A 14,566-nucleotide genomic window follows, 5' to 3' on the forward strand; every position below is an offset into this window, starting at 1 on the left:
AATGACCGATATGCTGGTCAAGCTCTACGAGCTAGCGGTGGATTGGCCCGCCGTCATGGCGCATCAGCAGCAGGGGATTCACTACCGCCAGCCTTTGGGGTCAGAAGTGGATGGCATTGTCCAGTGGGTGGGCGATCGCTTTAGTGCCGGTTGGCGCAGTGAAGTGGCTCTTGCCTTGAGTCAGCGTCCGCCACGGGGACTGATTGCCGTTGAAAATGGCGAACTTCTAGGCTTTGCCTGCTACGATGCAGCCGCCCTGGGACTGTTTGGGCCAATGGCTGTGGCCGAACCCTATCGCGGGCGGGGGATTGGTCGCCTGCTGTTGCAGTTAACCTTGGCTCAGATGCAGGCAGCGGGCTATGCCTATGCCGTGATTGGCTGGGTTTCCTCAGAGGACTTTTATGCAAAGACCGTTGGTGCCATGCCGATTCCCAATTCGCGGCCCGGACTCTGGCAAACGGCCTTAAACCTTGGGCAGTTGACTAACCCGTCAGGCTCTTAACGAGGAGGCCAAGGACAAATCCCAAACCAGCAAAGCGGACAAAGTGCCAAAAGTTTTCTTGAGCCAGAATGTCCTGCCAGCATTCCCGCGCTGCTTCCCCTAAATGGAACAGGAGGGTCAGGCCAAACTCCGCCTCTAGTTGCCGCAGCTCTTGGACGAGGCGATCGCGCTCTTGATCTAGGGCAGCCTGATTACGTCCTTTTAACCGTGCTTGGGTGGCTTTGATCTGCTCGTACTCACGGTAAAGCTCTGCCATCCGTGTTTGCGTCTCTTCATAAACCTGACGCACCTCATCTTGGGGTTCCACAACCTAGCCCCCATGACTGCGGGGATCATCACTGCGTTGGCGGGCGAGGGGATTGGCCAATTGTGAAACTTCACCCGTTGATTGACCATAGGGGAGAGGAAGGTCATTACTAAGCGCTTCCAAATTTTTGGCCATCACTTCCTTGGGTTGCAGACCGATCGCCACCGCTTGGGGTTCCAAGTGCCGATTCAGAAAGACAAAATGGGGAATGCCATCCACATTAAAGCGCTCAATTTCCGGTAGCCACTTGGTGTTGTCCACATTCAGCATGACGAAGTTCAGGCGATCGCGATATTGCGCCTTTAATTCCGCCAAATCCTTGGCCATGGCGCGACAGGTGCTACACCAGTTGGCGTAAAACTCCAAAAGTGTCGGCTTGCCATTGACTTGAGCCTCCTCCCAAGGGGTGGCTTGGCGGGCTTGCTCGGCGAGGGTGAGGGGTTGATTGCTACTGCGCAGACCCGCCAATAGGGCAAGACTAATGAGAATGGCGACAACAGCAATCACAAAATTCCGTAACCGTTGACCACTGGCTGCCGTTGCTGCTCCCATAGGGCATTCCTTGCACGTCTTAACACGTTGATCCTAGCGGATTTTCTTCCCAAGAGTTGCCCCATGTTGACGTAACACAGCGCTTTTCACAGGGATTGAACGGCCTTGAAAGGTTCAAACTTCTTTGACACTCATCCCGCTAACGCTAGGCGTATAGCAGGAGATTCCCCGTTCACAGAGTCATAGAACAAGCTCCTATCCGCTTTGTGTACCGTTTTTTAGAAACAGGCTATACCTTATGCTATGATAGATATTCTGGAACTTGGGCGGTTAACTCAGTTGGTAGAGTATCTCGTTTACACCGAGGCTGTCGGGGGTTCGAGTCCCTCACCGCCCATCCTAAAATCAATGCCTCAGGAATCTTCGCTATCTTTGATCTGAGATTGCCGCTGCTGGCGTAACCATGTGGCTTCATCCAAGCTGTCTTTGGCCACGACGATGTACTCATTCTCTTGGTGATCAATAATTAAAATCTCCTGACCATGCTGGGGGGTGACCGTTGCCCAAGGGGGGAGCACTGCCGGCAGAATCAGCCGATTGCGATTGGCATCCAAAACACTCACTTGGCCAATACCAGTACCACTGCGGGGAATATGGGCAGAACTGACGTGGCCACTACACCCCAGCAGGCGATCGCGACTGGTATCTTCACTAAACTGCGCAAAAATTTGCCCCAAAGGCCGTGAACACAGCCCCCCAATTGTTAGCGCCAACAGCAGTGCCGCGATCGCAATCACCCCAGACCACACCACCCCCGGCCAACTGCCACTCAGGGTGTAAAAGAGAACATTAAAAAACCAGCCCAGCACGCCCAAAAGGCTAAAGTCTAAGGCGAGCAAGAGAATGAGGGGCGCTCTCCCCACCCCCAACCAATGCAAAATTGTCAGAAATGAGATGCCCTCCTCTAGATCGACCTCCACTTCCAAGGGATCGGCATCTCCCTCTAGCTCGACCTCTTCAGCGCCCACATCGCCAAAGATCACCGTCAAAAAGAGCAAGACCCCCATGCCCAAGACAATCCAGTAGGGAGTGTGAATCAAGTGAAATAGCATTGCCTTAGTACATAAAGGGATTTTCAGGCTCAGGAATCGGCGTTATCGTCTCAGCAACCAATACCAATTGGCGGCGGTCGTTGAGGGTTTCTGTGGTCATCCGACCTTCAACGCGAAACCACTGATCTTGGGGATAGGCTTGGCGCGATCGCCCCAATTTCACGGGCAGTCCCACAGGATAGGCATCCGCTGCACAACAGGTAATGACAAAACGGGTGAGCGTGAGATAAGTCTCTGGCAGTTGGGGACTATGAACCGCAAATCCCTCAATGCGAGCGGGCAACCCCCTATAGGCATCGGGTTCGGGATAGACATCAAGGGTGCGAATCCAGTCAATGAGCGTCCGCTCCTCAGGCCGTTGATTGAGGCGAAAGGCCACTGGACTATTGCGGGTCACTGTCAAGCCATCCTCGAGACCGCGATGAATGGCCGTGGCACTATTGAAAGGACGGGGCGTAATCACCAAACCCACGACTGCCGCGAAAATCAGAATACTGAGCGTCCAACGAGCCGGTAAGAGGGCAACATGCTGCACAGGTGTCACTCGCCCCCGCCATAACCGCCACCCTTGCCAACCACTCACAGCAACTAAAAGAAACCCAGCGGCGATCGCCAGCGCAAAATAGTTGGGGTGAATTAGTAACCCCAGTCGCCCCTGCCACCAATATCGAAGAAACAACATTCCCCAGAGGAGAAGTGCCCCAACCGTCCACCACTCTTGCTGTAGCCAGCGACGGCGCATCATCATGCGTTGGACACGCGGAGAATAGCGATTGGAGGAGCTAGAAAACATCGGGCGGTGGAAAATTCGCCATCCCTAAACATTCTAGGGGGAATCCTGCCACTGCGGGCTTAGCTCACGAAAGTTAAAGAGGGTGGCCTTGGGATGACATTGGGCACAACCATCGAGGGTGACGGGCTGCGGCACCGCAACACGGGGATGGAGGATACGAAAGAAGGGCGATCGCCCGACGCGAAAGGGAATTTGGGCATCGTTGGGCAGGGGTCGCGAATAGGTGCGCAAATAGTTCCACAGGGGAACCAGCTCTGGGCGGGGAATGGGTTCGAGGGTTGCGCCGTAGTGATTGGTATCTTGAATCAGTACCTGCCATGCCGGAGTGGGCAATGTTTCCGGGGGGACTGCGAGGTGACAACTGCCACAGCGCCGCAGATAGATTTGCGCTCCCAACTGGGCATTCAAGGGCAAAACATCGACGGTACCGCTCCAGTCGGGGGTGGCGATCGCTGCTAAGGCTGTACCCACTAGGGCACAGAGCATCAAAAGAACTGCCCCTACCCGCCAACGCCAGTGGTGTCTAATCTTGGATATACTCAAGCCCTTCATCCAAACAAAACTGTGCCCGCATCAGTTCACGACCGAGATAGGCCGCATGGTCAAACATCGTCACCAGTTGGCGATCCTTTTCAAAGAGTTCAATGCACAACTCCTTGGCTGTTCGACCGCTAAGTACTAGATCGGGTTCCCGCGTTACTTTCCCTTTGGTGGGAATGGGTTCTCCCGTATCGGGATCCACCGCTAAGCCCTTCTCATTGATGTCATTGGGATAGTGTTTCATCCAGATCAGTTCTTGCGCAGGGTCAATGTAGATAATGAAATACCCTGCCGGATCGAGATGAATAAATCGCTGCGATAGCTTGTTGTCAAGCGCCGTGCGTTCTGCTTTGCTCAACGCCTATCTTTCCTCTAATGGATCCACTCTATTATTGTACGGCGAACTCGACTGGAATCTGCGGGCCGAGCCTTGAGTTTTGGGACATTCGCGTTATAATGAGAATTGCGCAAAAATTTCGGCTCAGTAGCTCAGTGGTTAGAGCAGGGGACTCATAAGCCCAAGGTCGCAGGTTCAAATCCCGCCTGAGCCACTTCTTATGACGATTCAAACTATACGGTTGCTGCCTCTAGCTCGACTCCTTCTAGCAAGTCATTCACGGGGAAGCGATCGAGGAGGTAGCGTGCTTGCTGGGCGCTTTGGCGGAGTTGGGGACTGGTGTGGGGCGCATGGGGAATCTGGGAAAGAAAATCGAGGGTGCGCCGCAGCAACCGCACAATATCGCCGGCATCGAGATTGGTTTCAGTGCACAATTCATGCCACGGCGTGCCCAAGGCCCACTGCTCTACCAAGCCAATGAGATCCCACTCGTACCAGAGGGGAAAGATGATGTGATGGCGACGCTGCACCTGAAACAGTCGGCGGCGAATCGGACTAAGGGCGGCAAGGCGTTCTTCCACTTCACTGGGAATGGGGTAGTTGCACCAACTGTCGGAACGGGGCGTTTCAGTCACTAGAGCTGCGATCGCTGCCGCCAAGAGGTGGGGGGGCAAGTCATCGAGTTCACCAGAGGCCAAGGCCAGAGCCAACCACAGTTCATTTTCGCCGCGCAGAGCAGCGGCCATTTCCCCAAGGGGGGTGGGGGTTAGGTCGTTGAGGCCACCAAAGTCCTGCAGGGCAGCAATGAGGGCAAGAAATTGCTCCCAGTGGCGTTGGGACTGTTGCTGGAGCTTGTGCTGGCGATCGCGCAGTTCCGTTTGTAGCCGTTCTTCGCGACGAACTAAGCGTAGCAGCGAATGGACATTTTGCGGCAGACTGGCTTGGAGTTGCGTGAGTTTGGCCTCAAGGTCAGCGATTTTAGCGGCTTGAGCCGCCACTTCCGGCGCGGCTAAGACAGGTGGCAGATCCGGGAGGGTACCGAGGTAGTGATTCGCCTCATTGCAGGGATAACTTTCCCCTAGGCGCAGTTTCATTGCCTCTGGGGGCGGGGGGAGATTGCTACAGGGGGGGCGATCGGGATAGACAGCCAAAATGTCATCAATGCCAACGACCCGAAAGCGACCATCAGCCGCAAGGCACAGCCAGTGGGGCAACTGCCCGGAACCAGCAACGGGTTGACAGAGGACGGCGGCTAAGGGGGGATGGTCTCGCAGGGGGGATTTGATATGGAGCCATGTCCCCGGCGGCACCGCCATCATAAAGGGGAGGAGTTCTTGGGCACGTTCCTGCTCCGCCTGCTGTTCGAGGATTTTCAGGAGGCGTTGATCCTGTCGTAGCCGTTCCCGCAGCTTTTGATACTGCGCTAGTTGCTGCCGATCAATGCCTGTGAGGCGTTGTTGCACGGTTTGCAATTCCGTTTCCAGTTGGGCGATCGCCTGCCGTTGGGGCGTGAGTTGCAATGTGGCCAAGTATTGACCAAAACTGCGCTCCACCAATTCCCGCGCTTCTTCAAGGGTGTGGCGTTGGAGCAGGTTCAAGACCATGCCATAGCTGGGGGTAAATTGGCTAATGAGGGGATCCGGGGCGGCGGTGGCCAAAAATGCCGCTTCATGGGCGCCCTCAAAGGGGGTTTGCAGCGTCACCACATGACCCACGGTATCCATACCGCGGCGGCCGGCTCGCCCTGCCATTTGCAAAAATTCAGAGGCCGTCAGGAGGCGATGACCACTGTCGGTGCGCTTCGAAAGGGTGGAAATGACGGTGGTGCGCGCGGGCATATTGATCCCTGCGGCCAGCGTTTCCGTGGCAAAGACGAGTTTGATCAGGCCTTCTTGAAAGAGGGTTTCCACAAGGGTTTTCACCACGGGTAGCACCCCGGCATGGTGAGCGGCAATCCCTTGGTAGAGGGGGGCAATCATTTGCGGGGCAACAATGTCCTGATGTTGTGCCAAAAAGGCCTCGACCCGCTCCGCTAGTGCTTGCTGTTCTGCCTTGGTGAGGAGATTCATGCCCAGGACCTCTTGAACCGCTTGGTCACAGCCGCGCCGACTAAAGATAAAGTAAATGGCCGGCAGCATCTCCCGCTGTTGCAGTTGGCTGACCACGTAGCGGATGCTCAAAAAGTCCCGCTTGCCGCCGCGTCGCCGCAGTTCGGGCTGGCCGTGGAGCTTCGGGTTGAGGCGTTTGCGTTGGCCGTCCAAGAGGGGGAAGAGTCCCTTGCCGTTGCAAAAGTAAAAGTGCAGCGGTATCGGTCGCCAGTCGGAGTAGATCAGTTCAGCATCCCCATGGACGGATTGAATCCAGTCGGTGAGTTGTTCGCCGTTGGCGATCGTGGCGGAGAGGGCGACTAGTTGAATTTCCTTGGGGCAGTAGATGATCGATTCTTCCCAAACGGTGCCCCGCTGGCGATCGTTCATGTAGTGGCATTCATCGAGCACCACCACTTCAACCCCCGCAAGGGAGGTACCCACTTCGCCAATGGGAGTGCCGTAGAGCATATTGCGGAAAATTTCCGTCGTCATCACCAGAATCGGGGCATCGCGGTTAATCGAGACATCCCCGGTCAAGAGGCCGACCTGCTCTGCACCAAACTGCTGCTGAAAGTCACGCCACTTCTGGTTGGAGAGTGCCTTGAGGGGGGTGGTGTAAAAAACCCGCTGCTGCCGCGTCAGGGCACGGTGAATCGCATACTCACCAATGAGGGTTTTACCTGACCCCGTAGGAGCACAGACCACCACAGAGCGACCGGCATCAAGGGCAGCGATCGCCGCTTCTTGAAAGGCATCCAGTTCAAAGGGGAGTTGGGCAAGGAAGTCTGCTAGGGCCGGCGATCGCTCACTCATGGGGTAGGTGTCGGCTCCTGCTGCACCAGAACTTCACCCCTGAGGAGCCGTGCCGCCGCATCCAGTAATTGCTCCTCGAGATAGGGCTTGGTAAAGTAGCCCCGTGCCCCCAGTTGTGCGGCCATCTTGCGGTGGCGATCGGCGCCCCGTGAGGTCAGCATGGCGATCGGCAGATGGTTGAGTTTGGGATCTTTTTGAATCCGCGAGAGCAACTCCAAGCCATCCATGCGTGGCATCTCAATGTCACAAAAGACTAAGTCACAGGGCAAGCCCGAGCGCAGTTTTTCCCACGCATCTTGACCATCCCGTGCCTGCTCAACGCGGTAGCCTGCCCGCGTAAAGGTCATTGAGAGCAACTCCCGCACTGTAATCGAGTCGTCGATAATCAGCACCAAGGGTTCGGAGGCTTCCTCGGGTTCCGCAACATCCATGGTGTGACCAAAGCCACGCCAGTCGCGATCCATGCGTCCTAGGGACAGGTCAATAATTTCCAGCACGTCGGCGATCGCCATCGCGCGACCATCCCCTTGAACTGTGACTCCCGCTACCCCCACCGGCTTCGGCACCGGTCCAGACAACTGCTTAATCACGATTTCCTGTTCGCCGATGACCTGATCCACCTCCATGGCCACGAGATCATCGCCGCTGCGCAGCACAACAATTGAGACCATGCCATCGTCTTGGCTGCTCCCGCCATAGACATTGCTGCGGCTAATATTGCGGCTGTACTTGAGCAAGTCCCCAAGTTTACGCACTGGCAGCAGGCGATCGTGCCACGAGAGGACACGTTGACCATCTTCTAGGGTTTGGATGCGCTCTTGGGGAATATCCAGCATATCCTCCACACCGTCAATGGGGAAAGCAATGCGGCAGTGGTTATCAATGCAGCAGAGGGCTTTGGTAATGCTCAGCGTCAGCGGCAAGCGGATCGTAAAGGTGGTGCCTTTGCCCACCGTAGAGTCAATGTTAATCGTGCCGCGAATGTCCTCCAGATTTTTGCGCACCACATCCATCCCCACACCGCGACCGGCAAGGGCATCGGCTTGATCTTTGGTGCTAAATCCCGACTGAAAGAGGAAGGCATAGACCTCTTGGCGCGACAGGTTGGGGGCATCCGCCTCCTTCAGGAGACCCTTCTCGATTGCCTTGCGTTTTACCCGTTCTGGGTCAATCCCCGCCCCATCGTCACTGACGGAGATAATCGCTTGACTGCCTTGATAGAAGGCTCGCACGCGAATCAGGCCTTTTTCAGGTTTGCCCAATCGCCGCCGCTCTTCGGGGGGTTCAATACCGTGATAGACGGCGTTATTGATCAGGTGGGTCATCGGGTCAAAGAGCTTTTCGAGAATGCCCTTGTCAATGAGGGTATCTTCCCCTTCAATCTTCAGTTCCACCTGTTTGCCAATGGTACTGGCAACGCGGCGCACGGCACCCGGCAAGCGGACAGACATTTCACGGAAGGGCACCATTCGTGAGCGGCTCAACCCCTCTTGAACTTGGGTAGTGACTTGACGAAACTGCCGTGCCACCTGCTCCACTTCATCAATCACGTACTGGATGTCATCCGCTGCCTCCCGCACCCGCACGATCCGCTCAATCACCTCCTGAGAGAGGGTGTGGAAACCGGTAAAGCGATCCATTTCCAAGGCATCAAACTCGACCCCCGTGGCGTGGGTTCCCCGTTCCCCTTGGCCATTGGCTGCCCGTGCTGTCGTTACGCCCAACAGTGAACTCTCAAGGAGCGATCGCTCGTAGAGGTCTTGCATTTGTTGGCTGACATCCCCAAGTTGTTGGACTTGGTAGAGCAAGTTATCAAGAAACTGCCGCAGGCGTTCTTGGGTGTCTTCGAGGCTATTGCGGTTGACCACCAACTCCCCAACGAGGTTACTCAAGGTATCGAGGTGGCGTACGGGTACCCGCATGGTTTGCTCCACCAAGGCGCTACCTTTTGGCCCTGCCCCGGCTCGGCGAGGAGTGGCCGCCTTCGCACTACTCCCTGCGGGTTGGGGAATTAATTTCTCTAAATCGGCAAAACTATCATCCGCAGTCGAGGGGGCTGTTGTGGCCGGCGGTGGGGTGGGTGCCGTAGGGGTGGCTTGACCCAAGAGTTGCTCGAGATCCTCAAAGGCCGGTGGCGCCACCGTCTCTAAAAGCTGATCCAATTCGTTGAACGTGGCAGCCTCAGCTGGGGTTGTACTCGTTGCACTTTGCTCAATCAACCCCTCCAATTCCTCTAGGACGCTTTCGGGGGTGGCAGGCACAGTGGCATCATTCATCAGTGCCTCCAGTTCAGCCATGCTGGCAGCTTCAGGGGAGGGAATGGATTCCTCCACCACCGCTTCGGGTTCCGTCATGCCTGCAGCTTCAGGAGAGGTGAAGGAGGCTTCCATGAGGGATTCTCGCTCGGTAATGCTACTAGCAGTCTCAGGAGCGGGTACAATCTCCTCCACTAGGGGTTCGGGTTCAGCAATATTTGCCGCTGTGACTTCAGGCATACTTGGCTCAGCGATCGCCGGTGCCTCGGATAGCGTTTCTGCCCAAGGATCATCAGGGCTTGGCGGAGCAATAAATTCCGCGAGGGCTTCTTCCGCCGCATTATCCACAACCAAGTTTTCTAGGACATCGTTGAGACCCGGCACCTCTTCGAGGAACTCAGCCACATCCTCAGCAACATCACTGAGAGCAGGGATCTCAAAGTCCTCTTCTAAGGGAAGCAGATCGGGAGCCTCAGTGGTTTCCACCTCACCCAAAAAGTCTTCTAGGGAAGCAACTGCCTCATCAAGAGCGGCCATCTCTGAGGGGGCTTCCTCGGCGAATTGTTCAAGAAATGCATCCAGACCAAGTTCGGCGGGTTCTGCGGCTGCACTCTCCTCAAGAGGACGGTCAAGTGTCAAGGGCGCCTCAAGGGCCTCAGCCATACTTTCGGCGATCGCTGGCGGTGTGAGGTCATCGAGGGGGGCTTCCTCCACCTCCGCAGAGACCAGCTCACCCGAGAGTTCTTCAATTTCATCGAGAATGGCATCAAGGCGGGGTTCTGCCTCAGGCAACTCCTCAGCAGCGGTTATGTTCAAAAAGTCGGAAATCTCCTCATCAAAGGCCGCTTCATCCCCCAGCTCTAAACTGGCCAAATCCTCCTCAAGGGTGTCCTCCAGCCAGGCCGTCGGCAGCGCTGTGGCATCACTAAAAATGTCACTCAATTCTTGGAAATCAGTCCCACTCTCCTCACCAAAAACAGTGACACCATCGCCACCGCTGCTCATTGGCTCCATTGGCTCGGAAATCTCTTCTTCAGGCACCCTCACCTCTAGCGGAGCAACCTCAGAGGCCATTTCAAGGGGTTGCAGTGGTTCCTCAAGGGTGACGGGAGCTGATTCTAAGACCACAGGCTCTGGCGCTTCTGGAACAACAGCCGGCGCTTCCTCAATCACAGGGGGCTGAAGCGCCACTAAACTGTCACTGGGACGAATCGCACTGCCTTGACCATTGAGCACCAAGTCGCGAGCCGCCATAATCTCTTTAATCACCACGGGTGCCAAGGCCGTGAGGGGCTGAGCTGTGTTACTCACCGCCTGTTGGGCGATCGCCAGCAGTTCAACCCACTGGGGCAGCGCAAAGGTTTCCCCCAATTGACCCAAATTAGAACAGGCCTCCGCCAATTCTTGCCGCACTTGGGGCGAATCGGGTTGCTTAAAGAGTTGCAACATTGCCCGCAAGCGATCGGGCACCTCCGTTTGAAAGACTAAGCGGTAGCTGGAGTCAGCAACGGGTTGCACCGGCGGCTTAACAGGTTCGGCCACAGGGGGAGAAGGCGCAGCTACAGGGGGCGCCACCTCTGCTCCTTGGGTCAGGTGGCTCAAGTGGGCTTGCAGTTGATTGAAGACTGGCTCCACCCGATTCAGCGTTGCCGTTGCTGTCTCCTCCGTCAAACCAAAGGGGCCTTGCAATTCATCGAGGAGTTCCCGCAGCGCATCAAAGGCTTGCAAAAAGAGTTGCTCTAGGGTTTCATCCACCGTTACGGGGTGTTCCCGCAGAATTTTGAAGTAGTCCTCCAGCTTGTGGGCGGTGTGCTGAATGCTATGGAGTCCGAGCATAGCCGCTCCCCCTTTGACGGAGTGGGCTGCCCGAAACATTTCACTCATCGCCTCGGGGTCATTGACCACCTGCTGGAGATTCATCAAACTGTCTTCAATGGTGGTCAGGTGTTCCTGCGCCTCCTCAATGAAGTAGCCAAGAATGCGCTTTTGTTGATCGCTTTGCATAGCCCCCTCCCGGATTGCTTAGGCTTGATCTTCAGTATTTTCAACGCGGAACCGTTCCACCGATGCCTGCAAGTTGCGCGCCACACTCACTAGACCTTGCAACGAGTCAGACACCCGCTGTGCCTCCTGAGAGGTGGCCTGCGCTGTCAACTCAATGGATTGCATCACCTGAGCCATGGCTCGCGCCGATTCTGTTTGCTCGACCGTAGCGTTGGTAATCGAGCGCACAAGGGTATCAATTTGCGACGACACTTGGATGATGTCCTCAAGGGAGTGCTTGGCCTGTTCAGCCCGCTTCGTCCCCTCAATCACCTGCTGTGTCCCTTCTTCCATGGCGGTCATCACCGCGCCGGTTTCACTTTGAATTTGCAACACAATCTGCTCAATTTCTTTCGAGGCTTTGGCTGCGCGGTCTGCCAGTTGGCGCACCTCATCGGCGACCACCGCAAACCCCCGACCTGCTTCCCCAGCTCGTGCGGCCTCAATACTGGCGTTCAAGGCCAACAGGTTCGTGCGGTTGGCGATCGACGAGATCACACCGACAATCTTGGCAATCTCTTGGGAAGATTCCGCTAGGCGCTTCACCTTGCGGGTGGTCTCGGCCACCGTTTCCCGAATTTGCAAAATACCCGCCACTGTGCGTTCCACCGCCTCACCACCACGGAGGGCTGTTTCTGAAGCATTGCGTGCCACCTCATTAGCTTCTTGGGCACTTTCGGCCACCCGCTGAATCGCATTGGTCATCATCTGCACCGAGTTCAGGGTGACGGCTAGCTCCTCCGCTTGCCGCAGAGCATCTGCTGAGAGACTACGGGCAAAAGTTTCGTTTTCTGCCGCACCGCGACTCACCTGCTGGGCGGCAATTTTCACCTGTTGCACAATCGTCCGCAGGTTGTGAATTGTCAGGTTAAAGGAGTCGGCCACTGCGCCGAGCACGTCCGCTGTCACTTCCGCTTGTACGGTCAGGTCACCGCGGGCAGCCCCCTCCACATCATCGAGGAGTCGGATCACTTGGCGCTGTAAATCATCCCGCTGCCGCTCGTTTTCCTCTGCTTTTTTCTGGGCATCAGCAGTAATTTGCTGGATGGTATCCGTCATTTGGTTAAAGCTTTGTGCCAAGAGTCCCAGTTCATCGTTACTGGTGACCGGCACCCGCGCCGTCATATCACCGGCAATCACGGCATTACACTGTGCCTGCAAATCCGTACAGAAGCGCTTGATGCGGCTGACACTGCGCTGCCCCATGGCATAGACGGCCACCCCGGCGGTGAGACCAGCAGCAGTACCACTCACTAAAGGCGCAGGGCCGGAGGCACTAAAGCCTAAACTAACGGCACCCGCAGCCAAGGCGGAAAGGACACCACTGGTTACGGCTGAGGTAATGTTTTGCTGGCCAAAGGAACTCGTGGCCGTTGAGGTTGCTGGGACTGTTCTAGCCACAGGACTAGGACTACGGGAAGGTGTTGGCGCAGTAGCTGCTGGTGCTGCAACGGGTACTTGCTCGGTAAAGGCTGACAGATCCTGACTTGCTGCAGGGGGTGGGGTTTCAGCGCGGCTAGCAGTGCTTTGACTCAGGTCGAGGCTAAAATCGGCCAAGTCCTCAAGACTTTGCTGGCTGAGATCAAATTCATCCGGTAAAACTGCAAAGGTCTCGGTGCCGGCATCGGCCATCACGGTGGCATCTGAGCCAACAGCCCCCATACCATGCACTTGAGGATTGGCAATGGTCATTTCATCATCAAATCCCGCACCGGAGAGATCTGCATTGCCAAAGGAGAGATCCTCTAGATTAAAGTCGGCAATGGATTCAAAGGGTTCAGCACCACCAGAGCTCGCTTCCCCTTTCGCGATCGCTGGTGCCTCTGGCTCCCTAACGGTTTCACCTGCGGGAAACTCAGACATGGCGATCGTTTGCTCATCCTCAAAGGTAGCGGGGTCAAAGGCCTCAGGAGACAGGGGTTCTGCCACAATATCTGGGGCTTCAAAAGCCTCAAGGGAAACCGAAAAGTCGCCAAAGAGATCGTCTTCCTCCTCGGCTGCATCAGAGGAACTTAATTCCGGCTGCGGCAACAATTCAATGGCATCTGCCGCCTCATTGGTCAACAAATCACTGATACCAGCGGCAGAGGTAGAGACTTCAGGAACATTGGTCTCAATGGATTCCGTCAGATTTGGCAAGAGGCTCTCTTCAGGAATGCTGGCTGCTGGGGCTTCCTCAATATCGCCAAAGAGACTTTCTGCCGACATATTTGCCGCTAGGGATTCCTCAAGACCGGGAAAAAGGCTCTCTTCAGAAGCGTTGGCTTCTCCCGATTCTGTAAGCCCCCCAAAGAGACTCTCTTCAGATACGGCTACTTCAGCAGCAAAGGGATCATCAAATGTTTCGAGGGCGGGGGGCGTCATTTCTTGAAACGGAGCCGCAGTACTTTCTGATGTCTCACCATCAAAAATAGGTCTGGCTGGTTCGGACGGGGTCAAAGGAGAACTTCCCATGAGCATTGTGACATCATCATCACTGATGGACTCTGTACCTAGGGGCTGCACGGATTCGCCGATGGGAATTTCTGGAATGTCCGCGACTGGCTCCTCCAAAGAATTGGCCGAAAAGGCAAAGGGATCCTGAACCGCCGCATCTTCGTCGAAGGGATTAAAGGCACCCTGTTCTAAACTGGCGCCAAATTCTTCCTCAATGCCGCCCACCTCAAGATCGTCAAAGGGGTTACTTGTCCCTAAATCGCTACCAAAGTCATCAAAGTGATCAAGACTCAATTCCTCTGAAGGGTTTGCGGCTTGGGGTTCCACAATGGGTGGCGTGGTTTGCAAAAAGGTATTGTCCCCCTGCAGTTGGGTGTGATCTCCTTGCAGGGGGGGGTGGTGTTCGCCGCCGTTTTTGGCAGGTTCAGCAGCGGGAATCAAATCCTTAATCTTGGCAAGGCTCTCGTTGGCCAAGTTGATCAATTCTGGATCCGTTGTGGCATTGAGAACCGCATGGTACTGCTCTTGAGCCTCGCTGTAGCGTTGTTGACAGCAGTAAATGTGCCCCCGCAGCAGCCGCAGGTTTGGATCGCCCGGTCGGGTGCCCACCAACTGGTCAGTGATTTTGGCTGCTTCTTCATAGTTGCCTTGCACATAAGCGGCAACCGCTTTTTGATATTCTTGGGTGTGTTGGGTGCTGCTGGATGCCATGGGCTTACTCCCAGAATGGACGATGACGAGGGGCAGAGAATTCTTAGGGACTACATCAAGGAAGCTTTAATTACTAAAGTATGCGCCAATCCTTGGGAAAGATAGCACGGGGGTGTTAATTTTCCTAAAGTGACT

Annotated in this window: 10 protein-coding genes and 2 tRNA genes; 3 read left to right on the forward strand and 9 right to left on the reverse strand. The window is 55.7% G+C overall.

Going from position 1 to position 14,566, the window contains the following annotated elements; genetic code table 11:
- The first annotated feature begins 1 nt into the window (after nucleotide 1).
- Nucleotides 2-502 (forward strand): GNAT family N-acetyltransferase, encoded by a 501-nt coding sequence (locus tag RHH53_RS00290; RefSeq protein ID WP_302676933.1) that lies wholly within the window; start codon nucleotides 2-4, stop codon nucleotides 500-502.
- Here the strand turns inward: RHH53_RS00290 and RHH53_RS00295 are convergent.
- Together RHH53_RS00295 and RHH53_RS00300 are read right to left on the reverse strand one after the other, a co-directional pair.
- Nucleotides 483-809 carry a hypothetical protein gene (locus RHH53_RS00295; RefSeq protein ID WP_206200573.1) on the reverse strand — a complete coding sequence of 109 codons (327 nt, stop codon included), beginning with the start codon at nucleotides 807-809 and terminating at the stop codon, nucleotides 483-485. The genes RHH53_RS00290 and RHH53_RS00295 overlap by 20 nt on opposite strands.
- Nucleotides 810-812: 3 nt before the next feature.
- Nucleotides 813-1,361, reverse strand: a complete 549-nt coding sequence (locus RHH53_RS00300; protein ID WP_310743908.1) for a thioredoxin family protein — start codon at nucleotides 1,359-1,361, stop codon at nucleotides 813-815.
- Between the two features lie 264 nt (nucleotides 1,362-1,625).
- Between RHH53_RS00300 and RHH53_RS00305 the strand changes: the two genes are divergently transcribed.
- Nucleotides 1,626-1,698: transfer RNA gene (locus tag RHH53_RS00305), tRNA-Val, on the forward strand.
- Nucleotides 1,699-1,714: 16 nt separating this feature from the next.
- Here the strand turns inward: RHH53_RS00305 and RHH53_RS00310 are convergent.
- The 4 genes from RHH53_RS00310 to RHH53_RS00325 are packed head-to-tail and all read right to left on the reverse strand — an operon-like array spanning nucleotide 1,715 to nucleotide 4,104.
- Nucleotides 1,715-2,413 (reverse strand): OB-fold-containig protein, encoded by a 699-nt coding sequence (locus tag RHH53_RS00310; RefSeq protein ID WP_310743909.1) that lies wholly within the window; start codon nucleotides 2,411-2,413, stop codon nucleotides 1,715-1,717.
- Between the two features lie 4 nt (nucleotides 2,414-2,417).
- Nucleotides 2,418-3,206 (reverse strand): TIGR03943 family putative permease subunit, encoded by a 789-nt coding sequence (locus RHH53_RS00315; protein ID WP_302678543.1) that lies wholly within the window; start codon nucleotides 3,204-3,206, stop codon nucleotides 2,418-2,420.
- A 33-nt stretch (nucleotides 3,207-3,239) separates the two neighbouring features.
- Nucleotides 3,240-3,692 (reverse strand): diheme cytochrome c, encoded by a 453-nt coding sequence (locus RHH53_RS00320; RefSeq protein WP_225901605.1) that lies wholly within the window; start codon nucleotides 3,690-3,692, stop codon nucleotides 3,240-3,242.
- A gap of 37 nt (nucleotides 3,693-3,729) precedes the next feature.
- On the reverse strand, nucleotides 3,730-4,104 hold the full coding sequence (locus RHH53_RS00325) for a DUF4346 domain-containing protein (protein ID WP_149817099.1): 375 nt from the start codon (nucleotides 4,102-4,104) through the stop codon (nucleotides 3,730-3,732).
- 120 nt (nucleotides 4,105-4,224) lie between these two features.
- Between RHH53_RS00325 and RHH53_RS00330 the strand changes: the two genes are divergently transcribed.
- Nucleotides 4,225-4,297: transfer RNA gene (locus tag RHH53_RS00330), tRNA-Met, on the forward strand.
- A gap of 19 nt (nucleotides 4,298-4,316) precedes the next feature.
- On the opposite strand, the gene RHH53_RS00335 is transcribed toward RHH53_RS00330, so the two are convergent.
- From RHH53_RS00335 to RHH53_RS00345, 3 genes are read right to left on the reverse strand one after another with little or no spacing between them, the layout of a single operon-like run.
- A complete protein-coding gene (locus RHH53_RS00335) occupies nucleotides 4,317-6,986 on the reverse strand; it encodes a DEAD/DEAH box helicase (RefSeq protein WP_310437797.1) in 2,670 nt (889 codons plus the stop codon).
- Nucleotides 6,983-11,245, reverse strand: a complete 4,263-nt coding sequence (locus RHH53_RS00340) for a response regulator (protein ID WP_310743910.1) — start codon at nucleotides 11,243-11,245, stop codon at nucleotides 6,983-6,985. Before RHH53_RS00340 ends, RHH53_RS00335 begins: the two co-directional genes overlap by 4 nt.
- An 18-nt stretch (nucleotides 11,246-11,263) precedes the next feature.
- Nucleotides 11,264-14,431, reverse strand: a complete 3,168-nt coding sequence (locus tag RHH53_RS00345; protein WP_310743911.1) for a methyl-accepting chemotaxis protein — start codon at nucleotides 14,429-14,431, stop codon at nucleotides 11,264-11,266.
- Nucleotides 14,432-14,566 lie beyond the last annotated feature (135 nt).

This window comes from Thermosynechococcus sp. PKX82, from assembly GCF_031583255.1.
Lineage (GTDB): Bacteria > Cyanobacteriota > Cyanobacteriia > Thermosynechococcales > Thermosynechococcaceae > Thermosynechococcus.

Bases quoted from the DNA above. Each gene is read 5' to 3' on its own strand.
- RHH53_RS00320 (WP_225901605.1), bottom strand. From the start codon at position 3,692: ATGCTCTGTGCCCTAGTGGGTACAGCCTTAGCAGCGATCGCCACCCCC.
- RHH53_RS00300 (WP_310743908.1), bottom strand. From the start codon at position 1,361: ATGGGAGCAGCAACGGCAGCCAGTGGTCAACGGTTACGGAATTTTGTG.
- RHH53_RS00345 (WP_310743911.1), bottom strand. From the start codon at position 14,431: ATGGCATCCAGCAGCACCCAACACACCCAAGAATATCAAAAAGCGGTT.
- RHH53_RS00340 (WP_310743910.1), bottom strand. From the start codon at position 11,245: ATGCAAAGCGATCAACAAAAGCGCATTCTTGGCTACTTCATTGAGGAG.
- RHH53_RS00290 (WP_302676933.1), top strand. From the start codon at position 2: ATGACCGATATGCTGGTCAAGCTCTACGAGCTAGCGGTGGATTGGCCC.
- RHH53_RS00315 (WP_302678543.1), bottom strand. From the start codon at position 3,206: ATGTTTTCTAGCTCCTCCAATCGCTATTCTCCGCGTGTCCAACGCATG.
- RHH53_RS00310 (WP_310743909.1), bottom strand. From the start codon at position 2,413: ATGCTATTTCACTTGATTCACACTCCCTACTGGATTGTCTTGGGCATG.
- RHH53_RS00335 (WP_310437797.1), bottom strand. From the start codon at position 6,986: ATGAGTGAGCGATCGCCGGCCCTAGCAGACTTCCTTGCCCAACTCCCC.